This window comes from Calditrichota bacterium (assembly GCA_014359355.1).
Lineage (GTDB): Bacteria > Zhuqueibacterota > Zhuqueibacteria > JANLFK01 > Oleimicrobiaceae > Oleimicrobium.
Window position 1 is genome coordinate 1 of the sequence record JACIZP010000016.1, and the last position, 25,993, is coordinate 25,993.

General features: G+C 61.1%; 30 protein-coding genes. All 30 read right to left on the reverse strand.

Going from position 1 to position 25,993, the window contains the following annotated elements:
- Positions 1-378 (reverse strand): endolytic transglycosylase MltG (locus tag H5U38_00800; GenBank protein MBC7185550.1); only part of this gene is annotated, 378 nt, incomplete at its 3' end.
- A gap of 26 nt (positions 379-404) precedes the next feature.
- Positions 405-884, reverse strand: coding sequence for an NUDIX hydrolase (locus tag H5U38_00805; protein ID MBC7185551.1), 480 nt, complete (start codon positions 882-884; stop codon positions 405-407).
- A gap of 6 nt (positions 885-890) precedes the next feature.
- Positions 891-1,643 carry a CPBP family intramembrane metalloprotease gene (locus H5U38_00810; protein ID MBC7185552.1) on the reverse strand — a complete coding sequence of 251 codons (753 nt, stop codon included), beginning with the start codon at positions 1,641-1,643 and terminating at the stop codon, positions 891-893.
- A 62-nt stretch (positions 1,644-1,705) separates the two neighbouring features.
- Positions 1,706-2,035, reverse strand: a complete 330-nt coding sequence (locus H5U38_00815; GenBank protein MBC7185553.1) for a hypothetical protein — start codon at positions 2,033-2,035, stop codon at positions 1,706-1,708.
- Between the two features lie 142 nt (positions 2,036-2,177).
- A complete protein-coding gene (locus H5U38_00820) occupies positions 2,178-2,834 on the reverse strand; it encodes a TrkA family potassium uptake protein (GenBank protein MBC7185554.1) in 657 nt (218 codons plus the stop codon).
- Between the two features lie 26 nt (positions 2,835-2,860).
- Positions 2,861-4,252, reverse strand: coding sequence for a hypothetical protein (locus tag H5U38_00825; GenBank protein MBC7185555.1), 1,392 nt, complete (start codon positions 4,250-4,252; stop codon positions 2,861-2,863).
- Entirely contained in the window at positions 4,249-5,109 is an 861-nt protein-coding gene (locus H5U38_00830) for a radical SAM protein (GenBank protein MBC7185556.1), read from the reverse strand. The genes H5U38_00825 and H5U38_00830 overlap by 4 nt, the downstream gene beginning before the upstream one ends.
- Before the next feature lie 4 nt (positions 5,110-5,113).
- Positions 5,114-5,854 carry a DUF72 domain-containing protein gene (locus H5U38_00835; protein MBC7185557.1) on the reverse strand — a complete coding sequence of 247 codons (741 nt, stop codon included), beginning with the start codon at positions 5,852-5,854 and terminating at the stop codon, positions 5,114-5,116.
- A gap of 130 nt (positions 5,855-5,984) precedes the next feature.
- On the reverse strand, positions 5,985-6,914 hold the full coding sequence (locus H5U38_00840) for a TIM barrel protein (protein MBC7185558.1): 930 nt from the start codon (positions 6,912-6,914) through the stop codon (positions 5,985-5,987).
- Positions 6,915-7,050: 136 nt separating this feature from the next.
- Positions 7,051-8,019, reverse strand: a complete 969-nt coding sequence (locus H5U38_00845; protein ID MBC7185559.1) for an MCE family protein — start codon at positions 8,017-8,019, stop codon at positions 7,051-7,053.
- Positions 8,016-8,774 carry an ABC transporter ATP-binding protein gene (locus tag H5U38_00850; protein ID MBC7185560.1) on the reverse strand — a complete coding sequence of 253 codons (759 nt, stop codon included), beginning with the start codon at positions 8,772-8,774 and terminating at the stop codon, positions 8,016-8,018. The genes H5U38_00845 and H5U38_00850 overlap by 4 nt, the downstream gene beginning before the upstream one ends.
- Positions 8,775-9,536: an ABC transporter permease gene (locus H5U38_00855; protein MBC7185561.1), complete on the reverse strand. Its 762-nt coding sequence runs from the start codon at positions 9,534-9,536 to the stop codon at positions 8,775-8,777.
- A 35-nt stretch (positions 9,537-9,571) separates the two neighbouring features.
- Positions 9,572-10,249: a Crp/Fnr family transcriptional regulator gene (locus H5U38_00860; GenBank protein MBC7185562.1), complete on the reverse strand. Its 678-nt coding sequence runs from the start codon at positions 10,247-10,249 to the stop codon at positions 9,572-9,574.
- A 125-nt stretch (positions 10,250-10,374) separates the two neighbouring features.
- On the reverse strand, positions 10,375-11,466 hold the full coding sequence (locus tag H5U38_00865) for a glycosyltransferase family 4 protein (protein ID MBC7185563.1): 1,092 nt from the start codon (positions 11,464-11,466) through the stop codon (positions 10,375-10,377).
- A gap of 58 nt (positions 11,467-11,524) precedes the next feature.
- The gene (locus H5U38_00870) at positions 11,525-12,172 is read right to left on the reverse strand and encodes a 1-acyl-sn-glycerol-3-phosphate acyltransferase (GenBank protein ID MBC7185564.1); all 648 of its coding nucleotides are present in this window, start codon (positions 12,170-12,172) and stop codon (positions 11,525-11,527) included.
- Positions 12,173-12,244: 72 nt separating this feature from the next.
- A complete protein-coding gene (locus H5U38_00875) occupies positions 12,245-12,853 on the reverse strand; it encodes a nicotinate-nucleotide adenylyltransferase (protein ID MBC7185565.1) in 609 nt (202 codons plus the stop codon).
- A gap of 87 nt (positions 12,854-12,940) precedes the next feature.
- Positions 12,941-13,747, reverse strand: coding sequence for an outer membrane protein assembly factor BamD (bamD, locus tag H5U38_00880; GenBank protein ID MBC7185566.1), 807 nt, complete (start codon positions 13,745-13,747; stop codon positions 12,941-12,943).
- Between the two features lie 23 nt (positions 13,748-13,770).
- Positions 13,771-14,325 (reverse strand): hypothetical protein, encoded by a 555-nt coding sequence (locus tag H5U38_00885; protein MBC7185567.1) that lies wholly within the window; start codon positions 14,323-14,325, stop codon positions 13,771-13,773.
- A gap of 138 nt (positions 14,326-14,463) precedes the next feature.
- A complete protein-coding gene (locus H5U38_00890; protein MBC7185568.1) occupies positions 14,464-15,504 on the reverse strand; it encodes a hypothetical protein in 1,041 nt (346 codons plus the stop codon).
- Entirely contained in the window at positions 15,501-17,117 is a 1,617-nt protein-coding gene (lnt, locus tag H5U38_00895) for an apolipoprotein N-acyltransferase (protein ID MBC7185569.1), read from the reverse strand. The genes H5U38_00890 and lnt overlap by 4 nt, the downstream gene beginning before the upstream one ends.
- A gap of 107 nt (positions 17,118-17,224) precedes the next feature.
- On the reverse strand, positions 17,225-17,650 hold the full coding sequence (gene ruvX / locus H5U38_00900) for a Holliday junction resolvase RuvX (GenBank protein MBC7185570.1): 426 nt from the start codon (positions 17,648-17,650) through the stop codon (positions 17,225-17,227).
- 27 nt (positions 17,651-17,677) lie between these two features.
- Positions 17,678-18,016: an HU family DNA-binding protein gene (locus H5U38_00905; protein ID MBC7185571.1), complete on the reverse strand. Its 339-nt coding sequence runs from the start codon at positions 18,014-18,016 to the stop codon at positions 17,678-17,680.
- 72 nt (positions 18,017-18,088) lie between these two features.
- Positions 18,089-20,305, reverse strand: a complete 2,217-nt coding sequence (locus H5U38_00910; protein MBC7185572.1) for a bifunctional (p)ppGpp synthetase/guanosine-3',5'-bis(diphosphate) 3'-pyrophosphohydrolase — start codon at positions 20,303-20,305, stop codon at positions 18,089-18,091.
- Positions 20,302-21,699 (reverse strand): replicative DNA helicase, encoded by a 1,398-nt coding sequence (gene dnaB / locus H5U38_00915; protein MBC7185573.1) that lies wholly within the window; start codon positions 21,697-21,699, stop codon positions 20,302-20,304. The genes H5U38_00910 and dnaB overlap by 4 nt, the downstream gene beginning before the upstream one ends.
- A 29-nt stretch (positions 21,700-21,728) precedes the next feature.
- Entirely contained in the window at positions 21,729-22,409 is a 681-nt protein-coding gene (locus H5U38_00920; GenBank protein ID MBC7185574.1) for a uracil-DNA glycosylase, read from the reverse strand.
- Between the two features lie 20 nt (positions 22,410-22,429).
- Positions 22,430-23,647, reverse strand: coding sequence for a bifunctional phosphopantothenoylcysteine decarboxylase/phosphopantothenate--cysteine ligase CoaBC (gene coaBC, locus H5U38_00925; protein ID MBC7185575.1), 1,218 nt, complete (start codon positions 23,645-23,647; stop codon positions 22,430-22,432).
- Positions 23,648-23,654: 7 nt separating this feature from the next.
- Positions 23,655-23,987 carry a DNA-directed RNA polymerase subunit omega gene (rpoZ, locus tag H5U38_00930; GenBank protein ID MBC7185576.1) on the reverse strand — a complete coding sequence of 111 codons (333 nt, stop codon included), beginning with the start codon at positions 23,985-23,987 and terminating at the stop codon, positions 23,655-23,657.
- Positions 23,988-24,014: 27 nt separating this feature from the next.
- The gene (gene gmk / locus H5U38_00935; protein ID MBC7185577.1) at positions 24,015-24,626 is read right to left on the reverse strand and encodes a guanylate kinase; all 612 of its coding nucleotides are present in this window, start codon (positions 24,624-24,626) and stop codon (positions 24,015-24,017) included.
- Positions 24,607-24,885, reverse strand: coding sequence for a DUF370 domain-containing protein (locus H5U38_00940; GenBank protein MBC7185578.1), 279 nt, complete (start codon positions 24,883-24,885; stop codon positions 24,607-24,609). The genes gmk and H5U38_00940 overlap by 20 nt, the downstream gene beginning before the upstream one ends.
- Before the next feature lie 14 nt (positions 24,886-24,899).
- The gene (locus tag H5U38_00945; GenBank protein ID MBC7185579.1) at positions 24,900-25,778 is read right to left on the reverse strand and encodes a YicC family protein; all 879 of its coding nucleotides are present in this window, start codon (positions 25,776-25,778) and stop codon (positions 24,900-24,902) included.
- Positions 25,779-25,993 lie beyond the last annotated feature (215 nt).

Consider the following 25,993-nt stretch of genomic DNA (forward strand, 5'->3'; position numbering starts at 1 on the left):
GCGCGCCAAAATGGAGGCGACCGTCCAGGAATCCAGGCCCTCGGGTATTCTGACCCACTCGGCCGAGACCCGCCCTTTCCTCAGCAAGTCGACGATGCGGAAGTACGACAGCCGGGGGGAGAGCTGGTATTTGCCGGCCTTCAGATGCGCGTCGGTGCGCAGCAGCTTGGTCGCGAGCACAAACCCTCGGCTGTTGGTCACGATACCCTCCTCCTTGAGAAGTTGAGCAATCTGGGCAAGGTTCATCCCGCGCGCGATCGTCACCTGCCGCGCCGTCGCCTGCTTGTGCCAGAATTGCGGCAGGAAGAGCAGCGCGACCACAGCCACCACTGCGAGGAGCACGCAAGCGCTTGCTGCCGAACCCGCATATATGAGCAATCTGCGTCTCTTAGCAATCCACTTGCTCATGGACGTGCACCCGGCGTAGATTGCTCCCCTCGCCACCGTTGCAGGTAATCAGCGAGAATGCGACTGTGGTCAAAGGCAAGCTCCGAAGGAAGCTCGTCCACCGGAAAGACGGCGGCGGTCGCCGCATCGTCCTGGCCCTGCGGGGAGCCTTCCGCTTCGGCCACGAACACGATGGAAATGGTGTGGCCCCGCGGGTCGCGGTCCGGGTCCGAATAGACCCCCAGCAGCCCCTTCAAGCGGATGGACAGCCCTGTTTCCTCCTTCGCCTCGCGCACCACTGCCTGCTCGACCGTCTCGCCATAGTCCACAAAGCCGCCGGGCAGCGCCCAACCGAACGGCGGATTCTTGCGCCGGATGAGCACAATGCCGTCTCTCCTTCCTGGGGTAGACACCTCGATCACCGCATCCACCGTCGGCACTGGATTCCGATGGCGCGAGATGGGTTGACCACAATGTGGGCACTTAGTTGATTGCACGCTACTTCACCCGAACAGGACGAACAGATCGTACAGGGTGTGGGCATAAGCCGCGACGCCGAACCCCCGGAGGCAGTAGATGATGCCGAAAACAACCCCTGCCATCTGGCGCAAGAGGAACACGTGGCGGTCGAACGGGGCCCTTCCGATGGAGAAGTAGTGCGCCACGGCAAAGGCAATCGAGGAGACCACTAGCGCCAGCACGTAGGCAGCCCACGGAGGAAATCTCCGCCCTCTGGTAAAGAGGACCACCAAGCCCCCCAGCAGAAAGACGCGGAACACAAGCTCTTCGTACACGCCCGCGCCGATAGCCGTCGCAAGCTTGTTGGTCACATTGAAGACCCCTTCAGGCGCACCAACCATCAACGGGGGCACGGCGTTCAGCGCCAAAGCCAGGAGGATCGCTAACACTCCTCCTTCAACAAACATCACGGGAAGGTAAAGCGGCCGCAGCTTGTGACCGCTCCACCTTATCCCCAGCACACCCACCAGGACAAACGCCGCGATGATGAGCGCATTGAGCAGGAGCACGCTCACCCCGCCAGTACTGCGCAGTCCGTTCCGGAGAAGCTCTTCGGCCAGATACCAGACCACCGAGCGGTGCGAATGGGCCCTCCCCAGCGAAAGGAATTCATAAACAACAAGCAATGGGACCACACTAAGGAAACCGTACCCAGGGGATTTGCTCAGACGAAGATAGTCGGCGGTCGCGACGCGCCACCCTCTGGTAGACTTGTGCCTGTGAGCTCTGCTGGCCAATCCACCTCCGCACCGCGGTCCCGAGCGCTCCTAAGCCCGGCCATCACGCGCCGCGGCGGGCCCTACCGTGGCGCAATGCGGGACTTGCGGATCATGACGGGTTTCCACCCTTCCTCCGTGAGGATGTAGAGCCCGGAGGGGAGCATCTCCTCCTCGTGGCCGTTGATGTCGATAACCTTCTCTCCCCCGAGGATTGCTCCGTCCGCGCGAGGGGCCTTTACCTCGGGCGGCGGCTCTGCAGTGGGTGCCTTCCTCTTCAGCTTGAGTTCCTTAGCCTTCCTTTGCAGCGCCGCAACCGAAACCCCCACTTCCCCCGCTAACTCCTCATCGGCAACGGTTCCGTATTTCCGTTTCAGCAGCTTGAGTCGCTCCTCTGTCCATACCTTCGCCATGCGGAAGCCCTTTGCGTTAGGCCATCCACTCTGAACCGACCGAATCCTCCATGCTCAGCACATAAAGCGCCTGGCGGGGCTGCGCATGCTCTTTTCAGCAGCACCGGGCCGTAGAAAAAGCTTTTGACGGAGGTCCGCAGCCTCACTTAAGGCGCCTCAGTTTTTCCAGGGCGGAATTCTTTCCCAACACAACCAGGACATCGCTATCCTTGACCACGTGATCGGCGCCTGGCACGACTTTAATATTCTCTGGAATGAGTTCCTTGACCATGATGACCTGCACGCCGTACTTGTTGGTGAGGTCCAGCTGGCGCAGCGTCTTGTGCAGGAAGCTGCTTGGTGGCGCAAGCTCGACGATGCTGTAGCCAGGCGCAAGGGTGAGGAAGTCCAAGATATTGGGATTGTCTAAGCTCTGCGCGACCTTGAACGCCACCTCGCGCTCGGGTAAGATGACATCAGTGGCACCGATGAGGTCCAGAATCCGCTGGTGGTCCTCGGTGATCGCCTTGACGATAATGCGCTTGGTCCCCAGGTCCTTCAGGTACAGGGTAATGAGTATGCTGGCATCGATTTCGTCGCCGACGTTCACCACGACCGCGTCCATCTGGTCCAACCCCAGGCTGCGCAACACCTCTCTGTTGGTCGCGTCCGCGACAACCGCCCTTTCCACGAACGGACGCACCCTGTCCAGCTCTTCCTCGCCCTTGTCAATGGCCAAAACCTGGAACCCCCGCTCGCTCAAGAAGCGGGCCACGTAGGAGCCAAAGCTCCCCAAGCCAATAACTGCAAAACTCGGCATACGTTACCTTTCACAAGGTTTCTCAATCAACCAACGAGTACGCTCTCCTCGACGTAGCGGTATCCAGCTGGCCTTGTCTCACCTCTTCCGAGAGCGAGAGCCAAAGTCAGTGGTCCCACCCGCCCGACGAGCATGAGCAGCATGACCAGAACCCTGCCGGCGTCCGAGAGGTGCGGAGTGAGGCCAGTGGTCAGGCCTACTGTGCCAAAGGCCGACACGGTTTCGAAGAGCACCGCAAGTGCCTGTCCGCCGCTGCCCGCAAACGGCCGCACGCCAAGCTCCGTGATCGACAATGCCAGGCCGAACACTCCCACGACCACCACGCCGAACACTGCCAGGGCAAAGGCTTTTGTCACGATGCCTACAGGCACGCGGCGGTGACAACAGTTGACATCTTCGCTGCCCCGGAAGCGCGCTACCACCAGAGCAACAAGCACGGCAAACGTACTCGTCTTGATGCCGCCACCAGTGGACCCGGGGCTTGCCCCGATAAACATCAGCCCCATCAGCACAAGCAGGGTCGCGTGCGCCAATGAGCCGGTGTCCACAGTGGAAAAGCCAGCGGTCCTGGCCGTAATCGACTGGAACAGACTCACCAGTACGCGACTCGGCCAGGGCATCCCCCGCAAGGAGTTGAAGCTCTCGATGGCGAAAAACGACCCGAAGCCCGTGGCGATGAGGACCGCAGTGGCAATCAATACCAAGCGCGTGTGCAGCGAAATTGCCTGGCGCCGCTTGCCTTGGCGGAAGCGAAAGCCGTTGGCTATGTCGAAGAGCACGATAAAGCCCAAACCGCCCAGCACGATGAGCGCCATGACCGTCAGGTTTACCAGAGGGTCATCGGCATAGCGACGGAGGCTGTCCGAAAAAAGGCCAAAGCCCGCATTGCAGAAGGCAGACACTGCATGGAAAATGCCTAAGTACACAGCCCGCGGCCCGGGGTAGCGCCCCCAGAAGCGGTACGTGAGCAGAACCGCGCCAATCGCCTCCATGGCAAACGTCCACAGGAAGACGTGCTTGAGAAGGGAGCTCATTTTTTGCAATGGACGTTGCGAAAGCGTCTCTTCCAACAACTCCCGCCCACGAATGGAGAAACGCCTGGTCAGCAGATACATGAACAGCGCCGAGAAGGTCATGATGCCCAATCCACCGAGCTGGATCAGCACCAGCACGACCAGCTGACCAAAAAGACTGAGGCGCGTGCCGATGTCCACTACCGTCAGTCCTGTCACGCACACTGCCGAAGTGGCCGTGAAAAAAGCATCCAGAGTCCGCAGCGGCCTTCCTACCGACGCAGCGGGTAGGCTGAGGAGCAAACCACCTATGCACGCCGCGAGGGCAAAACTGAGCGCGACCAGTCGCGGCGGCCGGAGCTTGAGGAGCACAAAGCGTTCCGTACTCTCCCTGAGACTGGTCACGCTTTCTCCTCCTTCGGCCAACACCTCTCACTGGCAGTGGCTGGGCTGGCGACCTTGGATGCCTCCGCCTGAGTGGAGCCGCTGTAGACCTGCACCGGAACACCAGTCTCTCTGCTGGCCCTGGAGGCGATATCCTGCAGCACAGAAACCGGCACTTTCGCCAACGTTCCATCCGCAGCGGGACGGTCCACGGTATAAATCTGCGCCGCCGTCGGTTGCAGCTGAGCAAGGCGGTCAATCCACCGCTCAACCTCCTCTGGTCCGGCGTTGGAAATCCTACCCTGAAAGAAGACAGCCTGCAGCACCCAATCGCGGACTGCCTGCAGACCTGCCAGGAGCTGTTCGAAGTGGAGCCCGCTGGCCGGCCTGTTCACCACCCTCCAGCTCTGCTCTGTGCCCGCGTCTAACTTCAAGACGCGCAGATCCAGCATCTGCAGTGCGTCCACCACGGCAGGCCGGTCAAGACCAGTGGCATTGGAAAGAACGCAGGTCTTCGCCTGTGGGGCGAACCGGTCCCGCAGCCGAACCACCACCTCCACCATCTCGGCAAAGTCTGGGTGCAAAGTCGGCTCGCCGTTGCCAGAAAAGGTGATGTATTCCGGATCGACACCATCTGCCAGAGATGCAGCCAGAGCGGCCTCCACCTGTGCCACTGAAGGAAGATCCTTAGCCAAGACCTCCATGCGGTTGGTCTTCACCCGCGTCCAGCCGTAGTGGCAGTAGATGCAGTTGTAGCTACAGGCCTTGTAGGCGGTCGGCAGCAAGTTGATACCCAGAGAGCGGCCCAGTCGCCGCGATGCAACCGGGCCGTAGATAATCCCCTTCTGCAGGGGCAAAACTGTCCCTTGGGGGCTCACGGAGTCAATGGACCTCAGTTCTACTGAGAAATTCCAGCAGGCGGCGCGCGTCGTCAAACATGGCCATGTTGTTGAACATGCAGTACGCCTCTCCAGCTTGCTGGAGTATCTGCACAAGCTGGGCAAAATCCGCATTGGAGTAGCGATACCCGGCGCCTGTGATCCCGTGCAGCCGGAAGTACGCAGGCCGGCCGTGCACAGAACTTGTGCGAAATGGGTCGACCACGTGAATCAGGTCCAGCTCTTTGCACAGCTGACCGATGAGCTCGGCCGACCACCCACCGCGGGGTTCCCACGCAAAAACAAACCCTTCCCGGTCAACCTCGCGCATGAAGGTGCGCAGATTGGCCACATTTTCCTCACTGCAAGTGAAGCTGGCCGGGCACTGGAAGAGCACGATTTTCGCGCCCAGGGCCTGAGCGATCTCAGCTGTCCGCGCCCAGGCTCCCCTCACTTCTGGGGTCAACCGGAACCTGCCGTAGGCCGCGTGTCTGTCCGGCGGCACGGGCTCCTTGAGACGACGATAGGTGGGGCTGGACGGCTGATGAGTGATCAGCTGCCACGCTTTCACCACGAACTCGAAGCCCTCCGGCGCTTCCGACCGCCACTTTGCGGCAGTCGCCACCTGGGGCGGTTGGTAAAAGGTCTGCTGCACCTCCACCACCGCAAATGTGCGGTAGTAAAGGGCCCGCGCCACGGGGAAACCACAGCACCCTATCTTTATGCGCTCTAAAAGGTCGCCCATCGCAATGCACCCGGTTCGGCTGCGCGTGGCGCGTGGGGCGGACGAAGAATTCAGCCCCGAGCAAGAGTAGCTACCGGTAAGTTCCCTCGCTGCTCTCCTGCACCGGTCTGTCCCCGGCTACCCACCGCATTCATGCAGCCTCGGCAATCCCCTTGCTCTGCAGCAGCGCCACAGCTCGGTGGATCTCGGTCACGGTGGTCCCTGGATGCACCTCTATCACGCGCACGGTGTCCGCGCCCAGATATCTTGCCACCAAATCGAAATCGATCTCGCCGGTCCCTGGCGCCAGGTGATCCTTAAGACCGCGAGCATCGTGGAGGTGAGTGCCCAACAGATGCGCTCCGTAGCGCTCCAGCCAAGCCTCATGGGGCGTCACACCCAGGCACGCCTGGACGTGGGCGTGCCCACAGTCGTGCCAGTAGCCGATGTTCCCACCCCGGAACTCGTTGAGGATGATGCCCACCTCCTCCAGGTCCGGAATCTGGTGAAGATAGAAGCGATTTTCCACGCCCAAGTAGACGCCCAAACGCACCGCCTCGGCGTGGATGCGGTCGAGACTCAGCAGAACCGCATCCAAGAAAGGCTGCCGTTTGGCGCGCCGTTCGGCTTTCCTCTCTGCGCGATATGCCTCGGCCTCGTCAGAGTCAACCAACTTGTCCTCGAAGAACTGGCGTAGCCTCCTGTCGTTGTCAGGATTGTCGATAGCCACCTCACCGAGGTGGAACACCACTGCGCGCGCTTCCAAGTCGGCGGCCAGATGGACCGATTTTAGCGAAAGTTTCACCCCTCGAGCACGCTCCTCGGGGTCAGTGCTGGAGAGCCGGAAGAGATCCCCCGAAGCCTGATGCTGAGGCACGCCCTCTGGCAACGGACAGTAGTTGTGCACGCTTAGCACGCTGAACTCATGCGACCGCAAGCGGCGGCGCATTTGCTGCAGCATGGCCGCCGTCACGCGGTAGTCCAGTTCCAACGCAGAAAGGCCTGTCTCGCGCAGTGCATCGAGCAAGCGGTCACCGTTGTCAACCTCAGTAGCTATCCACGCTGTCGATAATCCGAGCATTCCGTTCCGGCGTTGCCTATGTCCACTTCCTCCCGGCCCCCTCCTCTTTACAAAGACAAGCGCCTTTGATTATACAAAAGCGCCGCCATAATTTCAAGGGAAAGTTGTCGCGCGCGCCAGGCGACGCGGCAAGTTCTTAGAAGATCTCCACCTTGAGATAGCGCCGCGGGTTGAGCTTCAAGTCGGTGACCAACGAGTCAAGGCTCGCGGCAAGGGTGTTCAGCCGCCGATACAGAAGGTCGTTGTTCATCATGAGGCCAAGACTCCCTTCGCCCTTTTCCAGTCTTCCGGCGATCGCGTTAAGGTTTCTCGCGAGAGTCATGAGCTCCTGGTAGAGCGCCGGGTCCTGGACGAACCGGGCAGCCGTGCCCTTGCCGTGGCGCACGCTGTCCACCAGCGCTTCCCCTGAGGCAAGAAAGGCGGTGATGCGTGTGTAGAGCTGGGGGTCAGCCAACAGGCGGGCGGCAGTGCCCTCGCCCGAGCGGATGTAGGTGAGAATGGCGCTCGAGACCCTGACCAGCGCTTTCACGTCGACGTACATGCTGGGGTCATTCACCAAAAGTCCCAAGGTGCCTTTGCCAGTGTTGATCTTGGTGACAATGTCGTCGACCGTGGACAGTGACCTCTTCAGCAGGTTGAAAGCCGCCACGCCTTCGTCTATGAGCTTCTCCACGTCCAGGGGCTCGGCTGCGAGCAAGTAGTCGCCATCCTCCAAGCGCGGCTGGTCGAGGGAACCCATGGTGATCCCCACGTACTTGTCGCCCAACAGGCCCAAGGTGCCGATATGGGCGATCGAGTCCTTGCGGATGCGATCCTTGACTTTGGCGTCGATCTCTAACTCGATGACAATGCGGTTCTCGGTGAGATCCGGGGAGAACTTGACCGAGGTCACCGTACCCACTCGCACACCGGCCAGGCGCACCGGCGCGCCGGTCTGCAGCCCCTCGACGCGCGTCATGAGCACGCGCAGCCGGTAACGGTCCGCAAGGAATCCCTGCTGCCCCCCGACGGTCATGATCGCCACCACGATGATGAGCACGCCGATCAACACGGCAAGCCCCACGCGCACCTCGTGGCTGAAGAGAGATTCTTTGCTGCTTTTCATTTTGGCCCCGCCAGAAACGTCCGTACGAACTCGTTGTTGGAAGCTTTGACCTCCTCCTTGGTCCCCACGGCAACGATGACGCCCTCGTTGATGACCGCGACGCGATGCGCCACGCTGAACGCACTCTCCAACTCATGGGTGACCACAATGGAAGTGACCCCCAGCTCCTGCTGCGTCTTGCGGATGAGCCCATTGATGGTCGTCGCAGTGATCGGGTCAAGTCCAGTGGTCGGCTCATCGTAAAGCATGACGCGCGGCTCGGAAATCATCGCCCGCGCCAGGGCCACCCGCTTCCGCATCCCACCGGAGAGTTGCGACGGCATCAGTTCCTCTGTCCCTTCCATATCCACGAAGCGCAGACATTGCGCAACTCGGGCGGCAATTTCCTCTTCAGACAGACGCGTATGTTCACGCAGCCAGTAGGCGACATTCTCGCCCACGGTCAGCGAATCGAACAGGGCCGAACCCTGAAAGAGCATGCCGATTTGCTTGCGGATGGGAAGCAGCTCGCGCTCGCTAAGGTCGCTAATCTCGGTGCCGTCGAACCAGACCTCGCCGCTGTCCGGCCGGATGAGACCCAGCAGGATCTTGAGGAGGACGCTCTTGCCACACCCGGAGCGCCCGCGGATACCCGTCGTCTCGCCCGGTCTCCCCTGGAGCGACAGCCCTCGCCACACCCAGTTGTCGCCAAAGGACGTGTGGATGGCGCGGAATTCTATGGAAGCGCCCTTGGTTTGATTGGCCTGTGTCGCCATTCAGTGCACCACCGCTAAGAAGAGCTTGGTGAAGAGAAAGTCCACAGCGAAAATGAGCACCGAGGTGAGCACCACCGATCTGGTGGTCGCCTCGCCCACGCCGCGGGTACCGCCAGTGGCGGACATGCCCATGTAGCACCCCACGGTCGCCATGAGCATCCCGAACAAAATCGGTTTGATGATGCCCATCGTCAAGTCATCAAAGGTCAAGGCGCGCACCACGGTGACCCAGTAGAAGGAACCGCTAATGCCCAAGGCACTCACCGCAACCACCAGTCCCCCGAGGATGCCCACTGCATCGGCCATAGCCGTCAGGAGGGGCGTCATCACGGTGGCGGCCACCAGACGGGTGGTGACCAGCTTCTTCATGGGATCGGTGCCCAGCGCGCGCATGGCGTCGATCTGCTCGGTTACGGCCATGGAGCCTATCTCGGCGGCCATAGCCGACCCCACGCGGCCGGTGACGATGAGCGCGGTCAACACCGGTCCCAACTCGCGCACCAGGGAGACGCTCAGCAGCGTGCCCACGTACATCTTCGCCCCATAGATGGCCATTTCGTATCCAGATTGCAGCGCAAGCACAAGGCCAGTAAAAGTGGCTGTCAGAATCACGATGCCACTGGAGCGCACGCCAATCACGTCCATCTGCTCGATGATGGCCCGCCCGTAGAACGGTCGCCGCAAGAGACCTCCCCAGCCCTGGAGAAAGGTCTCAAACAGGCCGTGCAAGTGCACCAACAAAGACAAGACCGCGCGCAGCACAGGTACGTCCTCGTGGGGAAAGTTCTTGTCAGCGACTAACTGAACGCTCGCTTGAACGCTTCAAAATCCTTGATGACAACGCGGTGGCCTTCCCGCTGCAGATAGCCCATCTCCTCGAACTGTCCCATTGCCCGCGAAATGGTCTCCCGTGCCGTGCCCGCCATGTTCGCCAAGTCCTGCTGGATGGGCAGCTTCGGGATGATCATCTCCTGCCCGCGCGGTCGACCGGTCTTTTCCGCCACGTGCACAAGGGCCATGGCCACGCGCCCCATGGCGTCTTTGAGGCTGAGGGCGGAGATGTGCGAGTCGCTCCGCCGAATGCGCCCGGCCAACTCCCGCAGCAAAGCGATGGAAATCTGCGGGTAGTCCTCCAGCAAGCCCAGGAAGTCGCCGCGCCGCAACACCAGCAGCTCCGTCTCCACCAGCGCCGTGACGTTTGCGGAGCGCCCTCTGCCATCCAGCAAGGCCATCTCACCGAAAAAGTCCCCAGCGTTCAGGATGGAGAGGATCACCTCCCTGCCCTCATCGCTCACATGCGACACCTTCACGCTGCCGCGCTTGATGATGAACAGCGATTGCCCGCTCTCCTCTTCCACGAGGATCAACTGATTGGGGGCACAGGTCTTGTGCACGCAGAGCTGGGCGATGCGCTCCAGGTCCTCCTCGTTCAGACCCGAAAAGATAGGGATGCTTCGCAAGAGCCTGAGGTCCATGGTCACTCCCTAAGAATGGCTTCTCGGAGACCTCCCTTCCTCTGAGAGCAAGGCCCACATCCGAACACTGGGCCGTCCCTCCTTTGCATGAGCACCCCGTGCCGAAAGGCCACCACACGGGTTGCTCAGGTGGCTACCCGGCCGCAGGCCTGACAGATTATCCGCCAGGAAAGCTCCACCACGCGCTGCACCATGCGCTCGGCGGTGAAAAGTTCCTCCACCCGCCGACGCCCAGCCGCACCGAACGCCCGGCGCAGGCTCGGGTCACGCAGCAAGCGCAGCACCGCTATCTCCAGGGCCGCCACGTCCTGCGGCGGCACCAGCAGGCCGCTCTCGCCGTCCACGACGATATCCAGGACGCCGTCGCTGGCGGTGGAGACCACCGGCAGGCCTGCGGCCATCGCTTCAATCACCACCAGGCCAAAGGCCTCCGCGCGTGAGGGAAAGGCGAAGACGTCCATCGCTGAAAGCACCGCCGGGATGTCCTCGCGAAAGCCAGCGAACACCAACCGCGGCCCCAGGTTGAGCTCCTGCGCCAGCCGGAGAATCGGCTCAGCCCGGAACTCCTCGCCGCGCGTGGCACCACCGACCACCAGGAAAGCGCTTTGCGGCACCTGGCGGGCCACCTGCCCTGCCATGCGCAGGAACTCCAGGTGTCCCTTGCCTGGCTCCAATCTGCCGACCGTGCCCACGATCAGGGCGTCGTCGGCAAAACCTAACTCGCGGCGTACGCGTCTCCGCGTTTCCTGCGGCACCTGGAACCGGCTGAGGTCAAGCCCGTGGTACACCACCTCCACCTTCTCCGGCGGGAGTGGGTGCGTGGCGATCAAATTGTCGCGAATGACGCGCGAGATTGCCCACGCCTGCGCCAAATTGCGGTACAGCCAGCGGTGGGCTGGATCCCGCTTGGCGTGCATCGTCCCCACGTGCTTGATGAGCACCACCGGCACACGCCCGGCCATGCGCGCCGCAGGCACTACCGTCCACAAGTCCCGCGAAAAGTGGCAGTGGATGATCTCCACCCCGTGCCGCCGCAGCCAGCTGGCCAGACCGGCGATGGCGGCCGGATCCACATAGCCGCGAGGACGAAACGGCTGAGGGACAAACCCCTTGCCCACCACGTCTTCATGGAGCGGTGTCTGCGGCGCACAGGCAACCCACACCTGATGACCATGGCGACGCAGCAGCGAAGACAAAAAGCCGACATGCATCTCCATCCCTCCCCACGAGGGCGAAGAGCACACCTGAAGCACCCGCAATGGCCTGCCGGCAGCGCTATCCACGGTCCTTCCCACGCATGCGCAACTCGAGCTCATGCAGCATGTCGTAGACCTTGTGCATGACCATTTCGGCCTGGCGCTGCAGCGCCTCCTTGCGATCTGCCCCGGAAGGGAGCGGCGGCAAAGTAACCGGTTCCCCCACCATTACCCCGACCGGTACGGACCTGGGGAAGCGAGCTCTTGGCGGCAGAGCACGCCCCGTGCCGGAAACCGCCACCGGCACCACTGGACATCCGGCCAGGTGCGCCAGCAGAACAAAGCCGCTTCGCACCTTGGCCGGCTGCCTCTGCCCTGGCCGCAGACGCGTTCCCTCCGGCGCCATGAACAGCACCTCGCCAGAGCGCAGGAGGTCAAGCGCGTACCTGAAGGCACGATGATCGCTGGTCTCCCTGCGCACCGGAAACATATGCACCGCGCGCAGCCACCACTTGACCAGCGGGATGGAGAAGAGCGTATGCTTGGCCATGGTGTGAAACCGCCGGTTCACCACCATGCTCAACGCAACGACATCCATATGGCTCTGGTGGTTGATGATGCCGATATAGGCGCCTCTCTTGGGCGGTGGCACCCGGCCAAACACCCTGCCCCGAAAGTAGATGCGCGCTACGACACGCAGGAAAAACACGGAAATCCAGTAAATCATCCCCTCGTCCTTCAGCGACGGTTAGTCCTCCGGCCGCCGGAGGCCAGCCATGGGCATCTCCAGTGCAGTGGTCTATGGCCTGTCTGTGTCACCGGCCACACGGTACAATCCCTGCTCTTTGATGAACCGCTCCACGCTCGACGGCACCAAATAGCGAATGCTCTTGCCTGCGCACACTCGCTCGCGGATCTGCGAAGAGGAGATTTCAACCAGCGGGGCTCTGCTCAGCCTTGCCTTTGCCGCAAAGCGAGGAGGAGCCTCTGCCGGGTCATATCCGGGCCTTGGGACGACGACAACCTGGCATTCGGCGAAGATCCTTTCCGGTTCTCGCCAGGTATCCATCTCATGCAGGCTGTCGCTGCCAATAATCAGGAAGAGCTGGTCGCTGCCGAGCCCGTAGATCTCGCGCACCGCCAGCACCGTGTCAACCGTGTACGAGATCCCCCCGCGACGCATTTCCAGGTCGGAGACTTCGAAGTAGGGGCAGCCTGCCGTGGCCAGACGCACCATCGCCAGCCTCTGCCAAGCTGGAGAAAGCGAGCGGTGCACCTTGTGGGGAGGTGTGTCTGCAGGAACAAACAGAACGCGGTCCAGCTTCTCCTCTTCGCGCACCCAGTCGGCAAGAATGAGGTGCGCGAGGTGAATGGGGTCGAAGGTGCCTCCGAAGAGTCCTAATCTCATCTCGCAGGCTGATCCTGTGGTTGTGCTCGTCTCTACCCAGATGCTCCTACTGGCGCACCATCAGCTGCTGGCTATTCTTGCCGCAGCCTATTTTGGGCGTTGGCCAGGGTTACCGGACGACAGGCCCTCCTGCCCTAAACGCGAAGATAGCTCCTTGAGGCGCTTCTGCACGCGCCCGACTTGCGCCCCTTTGGGATACCGCTGCGCATAGCTGCTGAACGCCTCTTGGGCCTCCTGGTACCGACCCAGCTTCATCAGACATTCCCCCTTCCAGAACAGCGCCTTCTCCCCATACGGCGTGTCGTAGTAGGTTGCCAAGACGCTGTCGAAGTAGATGAGCGCAGAGTCGTAGTAGCCCATCTTGCGATAGAGGGTGCCGGTGTCGTACTCCTTCTTGGCGAGTTTGTTTCGGCACTGCTGGAGGTTGGCCTCAACTTCCTTCTTCAGTGGGCTGTCGGGGTAGTCCTCCAGGAACCGTTGGAAATGCTCCATGGCCTTGTGCGCGTTCTCCTGGTCCAGACCCGAGCTCGGCGAAAGCTTGAAGTGGCTCATGCCGATCTTGAACTCCGCGTCATCCACATACTGCGAATTTGGGTAGGATTTGAGCAGTCGTTCATATTCGCTGATGGCCAGCACGTACTCTTTGAGTTGATAGTGGCACTCGGCGAGGTAGAACTGGGCCTCGTCGGCAACGGCACTCCCTTGGAAGCTCAAGGTCAGCACCAGCAGCTGTTGCTTCGCGTCCAAGTAGTCGCCTTTGGCGAACATCTGTTTGGCCAAGGCCAGCCGCTCCTCCGCGGTGAGGTTAGGCCGGATCTTGCTCTTGCTACACGAACTTGCCAGAACCAGTGCTGCCACACACCACAAACACAGGACAGTTCGCACGAGTCGCATCCACACTCCAGGTTAGATTGTGTCTACTTGCTGCGATAGGCGTAGAAGAGATACGTCACCGTTCCCGTCACCAGTAAGACCAATGCCGGCTCTACCAACCAGGCCAAACCTCGCGCACGGGGGAGCGCCGCTTGGGTAAAGGGCAACCGGGGATCCTCCAGGCGAGCCACCTGGTGCACCGCCACGCTGTCACCAGCCTGGCGTTCGAGGTCGCCGCTCCATAGCACGCGGCCGTCGAGCGTACTGGCCACGAAGTGCGCCCGCAGAAACACCGTCCGACGAACCCGGCCGGCGCGGAATAGCCCGCTCTTGCTATGCTCGTATTTCACACCTGCGGCCAGCACCCTGTAGCCCAGGGCAGTAACGCCCTCGTTCGAGCTCTCCAGAGTTGCCGAGCTCGTGTCTGCCAGCAGATAGATGATGAGCTGTCTCTCCTGTCCCACGCGCACCAGCTCCTGTTCCAGCAGCCAGTCAGCAGCGTGCGCGGGAGGAAGACGCCGCACTACCAGCGGGGATGCATTTGTGCCCGCCAGAGCCTGCTTCGCCAACTCTGCCGCCAGCGCGCGCGTCATCTCCAAGTTCGAGCGCGCTTCTTGGCCCCCCGCTCTGCCTTGCGTCGCTACGAGGCCCGCCAGAAGTACCCCCATGCCGACGAGGGAACAAGACGCCCTCTTGTGATGCATGCCTATGATACTTGTGGCCTCCGGCAAAGTTCCTCATAGCCGCAACAGGGCCGAAAGCAGATGCCAGCGATCTGGTCCAGTGCCCGTTTCGCGGTAAACGAGCGCATAGTTCACGGCGAAGGTTGCATGGGCAAACTGTCGCTCTGGCGCCACAAACACATTAAAGTCCACAAGGCCAAGGCCGGCGGAGTAGGCGAATCTCTTGCTGTCCTTTTCTCGGTACATGCCACCCCGCAGGGCAAAATGCCTAAGCACCACCTGTTCGGCCCCTAAGTGAAGTTCCCGCGTCAATGGATCCCCTTCTTCGCCAATGTTGCGCAAGTCCGCGCTCAGCAACGTTCCGGCAAAAGGCCTCCAGCACAGCCCCAAGTTGAGCGACTCGTCGCGGATACGATCTAAGGTCTCGCGCGCATGAGCGAAGGAATCAGGGAGCTCCACGTAGACCAGCCCCACGCTTACCCGTGGGTCGGGCTGCACCAGGACACCGTATGAAAAGCCGGCCTGCCACAGGCGTTTTCCTCCCGTATGCAACTGCCACAGGTCGATTCCCGCGCCCAACGCCACTTGCGGAGCTAAGCGCACGCGTGCAGCCAGCGAGTTCTCGAACGCCTTGAAATAGTCGCGCATCTGAAAGGCTTCCGGCCCGTGCTCGCGGGGCCCGAAGCCGGGTGTCTCTTCGCCCCAACTTAGGAGCACCTCCAGAGCAGAAATCGTCACCGCCACCCCTTTGAGGAGGGTAGCAGCCGCCGCTGCAGGAGCAACGTCCGCGCTCCCAGAGGCATCGTCCAGGTCTTGCCTGCGGCTTAAGCCCACTACTGGCCCTAGCGGGTTGAGAAAGAAGGTCACCCGGAAGCTCTTCGGCGCCGCGTACAGCTCCACCGCGGCGGGGTTCATGGCCAGCGCCCCCAGGTCGTCACGCACCGCCGCGCTCGCCCCTCCCATTGCCAGGGTACGGCACTTTAGCGTGCTGATGGTGACGAAGTGGTCCTGTTGCGCACCGAGCTTCGCGGAGGCCATCCCAACCAGGGCAATCGCGATCGCCAGCCGTGCCCATGTTCCTCGCCAAGCCGTCACGACGCCACCTCTTCGCTGCCCACAGACGTCAACGCTGCTGAGGCTACCTCCTGGCGCTTGCCCAGGACGCCACGCACCAAAGGGCTGACGGCCACGCTAGCAGCGCCGATTGCCGAGACCACCACCGTGAAGATGTTCCCATGCCGAGAATAGAAAGTCTCTTGCTCTCGCAACGGCACAGACCCAGCGACAACCGCTTCCGTGAAAATGTCCGTGGCGCTGCAAATCCGCCCGTAGGGGTCAATAAACGCGGAGATGCCGGTATTGGCGCACCGGGCAATGGCGATGCGGTTCTCAATTGCCCGGAACACCGCAATGCGGGCGTGCTGGTACATACCGCCACAAAGCCAGCGCGGCAAGCTTGGACGCCCAAACCACGCGTCGTTCGTGATAACCACCAACAACTCGGCCCCGCCAACCACAAAGCGGCGCACCAGATCAGGAAAGGCCGACTCGTAGCAGATCGGAACGGAGAACTTCACCTCGCTCTTGCCCTCAAGCGATGCACGACCTGCTACCGGCATGACGAAAACCACGGGCTCGCGCCCCCGCGACCAGTTGCCTTCCCCCAGCTCCAAAGCGTCAAGCAGTTTCTTTACCAGCGAAAAGGGGAAGGCATCTTCGTACGGGACCCGCTCACCAAAGGGGACTAACTGCATCTTGGCGTAGCGTTGTATCTCCTCCCTTTGAGGCAAAAAAAGAAAGGCTGAATTGTAGGTAGAAAAGCCGGCAGCCAGATCGTACACATAGTCCGGTGTCCCCGTCAGCAGAGGAACCTGCAGCGAGTCGACCAGCCGGCGCACCCGCTGCAAATCCTCGGGTTCGTGCCTCAGGTAACAGGGCGTGGCCGTCTCCGGCCAGATGATGACATCTGGGCTGTCCACCATCGCCTGCGCACTCAGGCGCTCATAGGTCGCGAAGTTCATCTCCTTGAGCTCGCGATTCCACTTGAGCATCGGGTCGATGTTGCCCTGCACCAGCACCACGCGCAGCGAACGCTCAGGTGCTCTCTCCTTGGACAACACACGATTGCCGTACCACCACGGAAGGAGGAACAGCAGGACAACGGCCGCCGCATAAGCTACCACCGCCTTGACATTGTGCCGGCTGAGAATCAGGCGGTACAGCAGCACGTTTATCAACACAACCCAAAAAGACACTCCGTAGACGCTGGTGACACTGGCAAATTGGATGAGCTTCAGGTAATGAGTCTGGGTGTAGGCAACGAGGGTCCAAGGGAAGCCTATTTCACCCAGGGAGCGCAGGAACTCAACGCCCGTCCACAAGAAGGGGATCGTGACAAAAGCGACCTCGCCAAGCTGGCGATGGACGAGATTGTGGAGTAGGGCGTAGATGCACAGGTACAGAGGCAGCACCAAGATCGCGGCGATCCCGCCTGGCAGCGTCACCCAGTTGATCCAGTAGAGGGTGCCGATACTGATGATGAGCCCGCACAGGTAGCTCCAGCGGAAGGTCTCGGCGACGTTCTTTCCCCTGAGCAAGAAAAAGAACGGGATGAGCGCGACATAGGCGAGAAAACCCCACTGGAAAGGGGGAAAGGCCAATGTCAGGCCAAGCCCGGTAAGGAGGCAGAGAATCAGGCTCATCCTCATAGGAAATCTATCCGTCGCGTTAGGTAGTCTTTGGAAATGCCCGCATGTCACTAAGCAAGCCCGACCTGTTTCAGCGTTTCAGCTTTCACCACCTCGATGGCTCCGCGTCAACGCTTTCCGCTGTCCAGATAGCCTTGCAGGAGCAATACCGCAGCCACTTGGTCCACCTTCGCTCGGTTCCGACTTGGGGAGCCACCCATCTCGTGCATTGCCCTCTCGGCAGCGACACTGGTGAGCCGCTCGTCCCAAGGAACTATCGGCACGGAGACAAGGGTGGCAAGTTTCTGGATGAATTTTTCTACCTGCTTGGTGGCCTCTGTCTTTCCGCCGTGCATGCCGAATGGCAAGCCGACGACAACGGTTTTGGCGCCGTACTTGCGCACCAAGTCAGCGACGAGGCTGGCGGCGTGAACGAGGCCGCGAGGGCTGAGCGTCGGCAACCCCTGGGCGATCTGCCCAGTAGGGTCGCTCACTGCTACGCCTATGCGGCGTGTGCCATAATCGATGGCCAAAATGCGGATTTCTTCGCTCACCGTGGGAGCCGCCAGCTCACCGAAAAGTCACTTGGTGGCCTTCGCTTCGGCCATGAGCTCCGACAAGGGTCTCTTCAACTCTTCTTTGAGCAGCTTGCCTGCCTTAAAGTGGGTCTTGCGGCGGGCTGGCACATAGATGATGTCGCCGGTCTTGGGGTTACGCGCCTTCGGCTTCGGCTTGGTAGTCTTCACCTCAAACACGCCAAAATCGCGGATCTCGATGCGCACCTCTGGATCCGCCTCGCGCATGAACTCGCGGAGCGCCGTGAACACACCGTCAACCACCTTCTCGGTCAGGTAGATCTTCTCACCCACGATCTTGGCCGTTCGCTTTGCCACATCCTTCTTGGTGATGGTCCTCTTCATCTACAGGTCTCCTTGTTGGTGAACTCTACTACTACTTCGACCACGCGCCTTGTGAGATTGGTGTCGGCCATCTCAGTTGCCCGCATCCACCTTCTGCGGCGAGGAGGGTTCCATGCGGCTGACGCTCAGCACCCCTGGCACCTTGCTGATGCGGCTGATGATGCGGTTCAGATGGTGGAGATTGCGTACCTGGACGATGATGAACCCGTTGGCCAACGCGTCCTCCTTTTTCATGTTCACACTCACAATTTCGGTGTCGGAATCGGTGATGGCCTTGGAGACATCGGCCAGCAGACCCTTGCGGTCCTCGCTGAGCACGTACAGGCTGACCAAGAACATCTTGTCCCGGTCTACGTCCCATTCGACCTGCACATGCCGTTCTGGCTCCTCCATGAGCTTGACCACGTTGTTGCAGTCGGTGCGATGAATAACGATTCCCCTCCCCTTGGTGACAAAGCCCCAGATATGGTCGCCAGGCACCGGTTGGCAGCATTTGGCAAATTCGACGAGCACGTTGTCCACCCCTTGCACCCGCACGCCCTTTGCCGAGCCGCGCGCCCGCTGCAGGAACCTCTGCAAGAGCGACTTGTCCTCTTGCTCCTCCGGCTTGGCTTCAGCGGGGAGCAGCTTGCGCAGGATCCTTTCCACCTGAATCTCGCCGCGTCCGATGGCCGCATAGAGCTTCTGTTCGGTAGAAAAGCCGAAGCTCTGCGCCAAGCCCGGCAGGTCGAGCTGTTCGCGGCTGAGGTGGTGCTTGCTCAGCGCCTCGCGCAGCAAGTCCTCGCCGATGCGCACGCTGCTCTCGAAAAGCGACTCCCTCACCCAGCGCTTGATGCGCTGGCGCGCTTTGGTGGTGCGCACAAACTTAATCCAATCGGGATTGGGCCGCTGCGTGGGGGAGGTGATAATCTCCACCGTATCGCCACTGCGCAACTGGTAGTCCAGAGGCACGATCTTGCCGTTAACCTTGGCGGCGATGCAGTGCAGCCCGATGTCCGTGTGCACGTCGAAGGCGAAATCCACCGGTGTGGAGCCGGCAGGCAGTTTGTGCAAGTCCCCCTTGGGCGTAAAGACAAACACCTCATCGCGGTAAAGGTCGATCTGCAAGTTCTCGAGGAACTCTGCCGGCTCATGCGCCTCCCCCTCCCAGTCCAAAAACTGGCGCAGGAACGTCAGGTACTTGTCAAGCTCGTCCTCCTTGGCCTTGCCCTCTTTGTACTTCCAGTGCGCAGCGATCCCCTCCTCGGCAACACGGTGCATCTCGTGCGTGCGAATCTGAATCTCTACCATGCGCCCATCCGGGCCGACGACCGTGGTGTGCAGCGACTGGTAGCGGTTGCTCTTCGGGGTGGCGATATAGTCCTTGAAGCGCTCGTGCACCGGCGTGAACACGTGGTGCACAATGCCTAACGCCGCGTAGCACTCCTCTACCTTGTCCACGATGATGCGGATGGCGAAGAGGTCGTAGATCTGCTCGAATGGCACTCCCCGCCTGTGGATCTTGTTGTAGATGCTGTAAAAGTGTTTGGGCCGGCCGGTGATGGTCGCGCAGATGTTGGCATCCTTGAGCGCCTTGCGGATGGGGCGCACCACCCTCTGGATATACCGCTCCCTTTCGGCCCGTCCCTCACGAATGAGCCTACTCAGCTCTTCATAGGCCGGCGGGTCAAGGTACTTAAGTGCCAGGTCTTCGAGCTCCCAGCGGATCTTGGCTAAGCCCAAGCGGTGCGCCAATGGAGCGTAGATGTCGCGCGTCTCGCGGGCCACGCGCTCTTGAGTCCTTTCCGGCAGATACTGCAAGGTGCGCATGTTGTGCAAGCGGTCAGCAAACTTGATCAAGATGACCCTCACGTCCTTGATCATCGAGAAGATCATTTTGCGAAAATCTTCCGCTTGCCTTTCCTCAAAAGTGTCGAAGCCCAAGCCGCTGAGCTTGGTCACCCCGTCCACCAGGCCCGCGATGGTGGGCCCGAACTCCTGCGCAACTTCCTCCAGCGTCGTGCCCGTATCCTCGGCCACGTCGTGGAGAAAGCCGGCGGCGATACTATCCGGGTCAAGTCTCAGGTCGGCCAGGATCTCCGCCACCGCCAAAGCGTGCTCAAAGTACGGCCGGCCAGATTTGCGCAGCTGGTCCTTGTGCGCCTGGTAGCTGAATTGCGCCGCCCGCTCGATGAGCGCCGTGTCCGCCTTGGGGTTATAGCGGCGCACCCGCCGAATGAGCGCATCGCATGCTTTTCGGTACTTCTCTTCCACGACGGGCTGAACCTCTGCCAACAGGGCGCTTGTCAAAATGCCCCAACCTCCGGTGGCATCAAACCGACCTCGGCAGCGGGATTAGCAAACATCACGTATTCCTTCACGAAGGTGAGATGCACAGTCCCCGTGGGACCGCTCCGCTGTTTGCCGATGATGACCTCCGCTGTTCCTTCCTGCTCCCCTCCGCCGTACACCTCCGGGCGATAAATGAAGAGCACCACATCTGCATCCTGTTCGATGGCGCCCGACTCCCGCAGGTCCGAGAGAATGGGCCGGCGATCGCCGCCGCGCGTTTCCACCGCCCGCGACAACTGCGACAGGGCCACGACCGGGATATCCAGTTCCTTAGCCAATGCTTTCAGCGACTGGGTGATCATGGAGATTTCTTGCTGGCGGCTCTCGGCCTGGCCCGGGCCGCGGACCAATTGCAGATAGTCCACGATGAGCAAAGCCAGGCCGTGCTCAGCCTTGAGGCGCCGGGCCTTGGCACGGATCTCCAGCACGTTAATGGCCGGCGTATCATCGATGAAGATTGGCGCCTCTGCCAGATGCCCCACGGCCAGGCTGAGGCGGGGCCAGTCCTCCTCGGCCAGGCGCCCGGTGCGCACAAGGTGCTGGTCCACGCGCGCGGCCGTGCACAACATGCGCAGGGCTAGTTGGTGTGCGGCCATCTCCAGGCTGAAAATGCCCACCGGCAAGCCCTCATTGAGGGCGGCATGGTAAGCAATGTTCAGCGCAAAGGCAGTCTTGCCCATGGAAGGCCTGCCTGCGATGACGATCAGCTCTGAGTTTTGCAGACCTGCGGTCAACTCGTCCAGGCGCGTGAAACCGGTGGCAATGCCGGTGACGCCCCCTCTGCGCTGGTGGAACTGGTCGATGACCTCGAAGGTCTGATGCATGATTGGGTTGATGCTGACGAAACCGCGGCGCAGACGCCGGTCGGCAAGGCGAAATATCTTTTGCTCCGCCCTGTCGATGAGGTGGTAGGCTTCTTCCTCGCCCTCGTATGCCTCCACGCTGATCTCGTTGGCCACCTCGATGAGCTTACGACGTAGCGCCTTCTCCAGGACGATCTTGGCGTGGTACTCGACATTGGCGGCCGAGGGGATGCGTTCCACCAGCTCCGTAAGGTAGTAGGAGCCCCCGACCTCCTCTAACTCCTTGCGTCGCTCCAGCTCATTGCTCAGGGTAACAATGTCCACGGGCTCGTTGCGCTCGTGCAGGGCCAGCGCAGCGCTGAAAATCTTCCGATGGGCCGGTTTGTGGAAGGATTGCTCATCCAGCATCTCGATGGCCTTCAGCACCGCCTCTTCCTGCAAAAGCATGGCCCCGAGCACTGCCATCTCTGCCTCAAGAGACTGCGGCGGCACACGGTCCACATTGCCTAACGGAGGCGGAGGGGGAGCTACTCTTCGTTCACGAGCCATAAGCCATTACCTTGCCAAATGCACGGGCATCATCGGGTTGCTGCATACTTTTCATCGTAGAGCCTCCGCAGGAGCCGCAAGTCCTGCCGCGTCGGTTCCTCAAACTGCGGATAGCGGAGAATCGCCGCCGGATGGTAGGTGACGATGAGCCGCGCGCCAGCACAGCCATGCGCCACGCCGCGCAACTTGTTCAGCGCTGCGGTGGTGTTGAGCAAGGTGTGCGCAGCTATGCGTCCCAGCGCCACGATGAAATCCGGCTTGATAAGTTCGATCTGCCGCTGCAAGTAGGGCAGACACAGCGCAATCTCGGTCGGGAGAGGGTCACGATTGTTTGGCGGCCGACACTTGAGAATGTTGGCAATGTAGACCTCTTCCCGCTCGAATCCAGCCTCTTTGAGTAGGCGGTTGAGCAGTTGGCCCGCGCGGCCGACGAATGGCTCGCCCAACCGATCTTCATCTGCGCCCGGTGCCTCGCCTACCAGCATCACCCTGGCGTGGGGATTGCCCACGCCAAAGACAAAATGCGTCCTGCTGTGGCCCAGGGAGCACTTTACACAACCCCGGATTTCCTCGGCGTACGCCTGAAGCGGGTCAGGGGCCGCCTTGCCCCTCCCAGACGCGGGCAACACAACCTCCGCGCCGTACAGCTCGGCGTGTTGCCGCAAGAAGCGCCTCACCAACTCCAGCTCGCTGTCCCCAGGATGCGCCATGGTCTCCGTATGCACCTTCCTTAGGCTTGCCCAGTTGGGCGAGCGGCCAGCAGCTCTGCCACCTGCAGCAGAATGAGGCGAGCCACCTCCCGCTTGCTCATCAGCGGCAGCTTCTGCACAGTGCCATCTCTCTTGATCAGCGTGACCTTGTTCGTGTCTGTGCCGAAACCCGCTCCCGGCTCGGTGGGGTTGTTCAGCACAATCATGTCCAGGTTCTTGGCGGTCAACTTGGCCTTGGCGTTGTCGATCTCGTTCTCAGTTTCCACGGCAAAACCCACTAACACGCGGCGGCCTTTGTGTCTACCTGCCGTGGCCAGGATATCCTCTGTGCGCTCCAGCTCCAAGGCGACGTGCTCCAGGCCCTTCTTGAGCTTGTGCGGGCTGACATGCTTAGGGCGAAAGTCGGCCACAGCCGCGGCCATGATGAGGGCGTCCACGTCCAGCAGCGCGGAGCGCACTGCTTCGGCCATTTCCGCCGAGGTACGCACGCGCTGGCAGTTTACGCCCGCAAAAGCTCGCTCGGCGCTCGGCCCGGTGACGAGCTGCACCTCTGCACCCATGAGCGCAGCCACTTCTGCCAGGGCAAAACCCATCTTGCCTGAGGAGCGGTTGGTGACAAAGCGGACCGGGTCAATGTCTTCCTCGGTGCGTCCGGCCGTGACCAACACCCGTTTCCCCGCCAGCTCCTTTGAGCCGAGGAGCACCGCCTTCAAGGCATCGACGATGCGCTCCTTTTCCGCCAGGCGCCCCCATCCCTCCTCGCCACAGGCCAGCTCACCAGCTTCGGCGTCCACGAAAATGTAGCCCAGGCGCTTCAGTTGAGCCACATTCTCGCGGAAGACCGGCTTGGCGTACATCTCCTTGTTCATCGCTGGGCAAAAGATGACCGGCACAGTCGTGGCGGCGATGAGCGTGGTCAACAGGTCGTCGGCGATACCAGCGGCTACTTTGGCTACGCAGTTGGCGGTGGCAGGAGCCACCACCACCGCGTGCGGCCAGCGGGCAATCTCGATGTGCACCGTCCCGCCTTTGCCGACGCCAGGAAAGAGTTCGGTGAGCACAGGATTCTGGCTCAATGTCTCAAAGGTCAACGGGGTAACAAACTGCCCCGCAGCCTTGGTCATAACCACTCTCACCTCGGCGCCTTCTGCCTTGAGGGCCCGCACGAGCTCACAGCTCTTGTACGCAGCTATGCCGCCGGTCACGCCGAGGACGATTCTCTTGCCCTGAAAAAGCATGTCCTGCCTACTCTTCTCCCTTTGCCGAAGCGGACTCCTCCGCAGGGGAAGCATCCTCGCGCTCCACGTAGGTGTAGCGCAGCTTCCCCTCCAAGAACTCCTGAAGGGCCTGGCTGGTCGGTTTCGGCAAACGCATATATGGCTTGTGGATCGGTTCGCGGGGCTGGTCATCGTCAAGTGGTTCATCCTTGATCTCGGCCAGGGCCTCCCGCATCTCCATCTCGACTAATTGCTTCTGCTCGTCATTGATTTGCCTCGCCCGTTTGGCGATGACGACAACTGCTTCGTACACGCTCTCTGCATGCTTTTCAATCTCTTCCAACGAGATGTTGTACAGCATCAGTCCTCAACCCTCCTTGACATCGCGTTAGCTTCTGGCAGTCTGCCGTGCCGGTGCACGTCTGGCTGCGGCAATGAGCTTTGCCACCCTTTCCACCGTTCGGTCAAGCTCTCTATTGACGACCACGTGGTCATAGGTTCGTGCCGCGGACATCTCCATAGCCACTCGCTGCAATCGCTTGGCGATTTCCTCGGCGCCCTCGGTACTTCGTTTCATCAACCTTTCCCGCAGGACGCGCATGGAAGGTGGTTTGATGAACACGAGCAGCGAGCAATCCGGGTAAAGCCTGCGCACCGCCTGTCCCCCTTGTACGTCGATGGCCATGAGCACCACCTTGCCCTGGCGCAGCGGTCCTTCGATGGAAGAACGCGGCGTGCCGTACCAGTATCCGTGCACTTCCGCCCACTCCACCAATTCCCCACCATCGCGCATGCGCACGAACTGCTCTGGGCGGACGAAGTAATAGTCAACTCCTTCGCGCTCGCCTGGCCGAGGAGGCCTTGTAGTGGCAGTGACCGAGTACACGAAAGTGCTCGGGTCACGGCGCAGCAGTCCTTGCACCACTGCCGTCTTGCCGCCACCCGAGGGGGAGGAGATCACCACCAACATCCCCCGAGGTTCAGGCGAGGCCTGCTTCATCGCCCTGTTGCTCCAGCACCGGAAGCGGTTGTGCCAGGCGCTGCAGGATGGTTCGTGCCAGGTTTGCCGACAGCACGACCTGGTTGCTAGACATGACCAGCACCGAGCGCGTCCGCTTGCCAGCAGTGGCGTCCACCAAGCGCCCTTCCTGGCGTGCTTCGCGGATCATCTGGCGAATCGGCTTCGAGGCGGCTGCCACCACTGCCACAATCTTGTCGGCCGCCACATAGTTGCCGTGGCCAATGCCCACCATGACCATCGCAGGAGCTCTCCTCACTCGATATTCTGAACCTGCTCGCGCATCTTCTCCACCTCGTCCTTGAGCTGCACCACCAGGTGGGAAATGTCAGCGTCGGCGGCCTTTGCACCGATGGTATTGGCCTCGCGCTGCATTTCCTGGAGCAAAAAGTTGAGGCGGCGGCCCGAGGGTTCCTCCCCGTCCATCGACGCCAAAAAGAGCTTGTTGTGGCTGTGAAAACGGACACACTCCTCGGTCACATCCATGCGATCGGCCAGGATGGCCACTTCTTGGGCCAGCCGCGCCTCGTCCACCGGCACCTCAGCAAGGAGCGCTTGCACGCGCGCCCGCAGGCGGCGCATCGTCTCCGCAGCGCGTTGCTGCGAGAGCGTCTCTATCTGGTTCACCCTATCTTCCAGAAGAGCGATCCGCTTCTCCAAGTCTCTGCGCAACTCTGCGCCCTCCTGGAGGCGCATCTGCACCATCTGCTGCAGGGCATCGGCAAGGGCGCGTTCCACCACTGCCCAGGCAGCCTCAGCGTACTCCTGATCGCCTTCCGGGCTGAAAAGGTCAGGCAACCCCACGAAGTGGTCGAGCCGCACCTGGTCCTGAAGAGCAAGTTCCTCGTTCAGGCGCTGCAGCAGTTCCTTGTAGGCGCGCGCCATCTCCAGATCGACCTTAAGGCCAAAGTAGGAGCTGTTCTCCATCTTGACGCTGATCGAGACATTCACCCGCCCGCGCGCCACCTGTCTCCGCACAATCTCCTTCACCTGCTGGTCGCGCCCCGAAAGGAACCGCGGCAGGTGAACGGATACCTCCAAGAAGCGGTTGTTGAATGATCTGACCTCAGCACTGGCTTCAATGCCGTTGTCGCGGCAAGTACCAGCGCCAAAGCCGGTCATGCTTGCGATCATCGCTCTCCTTGTGCCGCCAGACTGCGCCCTCTGCTCCCGCTGACCATCTCGGAAATCCAGACCGCGTGGCAGAAGTGATTATAGCAATTTTTCCGCTCTTTGTCAACCAGAATCTTGTTTAGTTGCCAATGTTTTCAAGAAATTAAGCATATCCCTTTCACCCCTCCCGGCTGTGTGGGCTCCATTGGGGCATCCCCCTGAGCAACCGCTTGCCC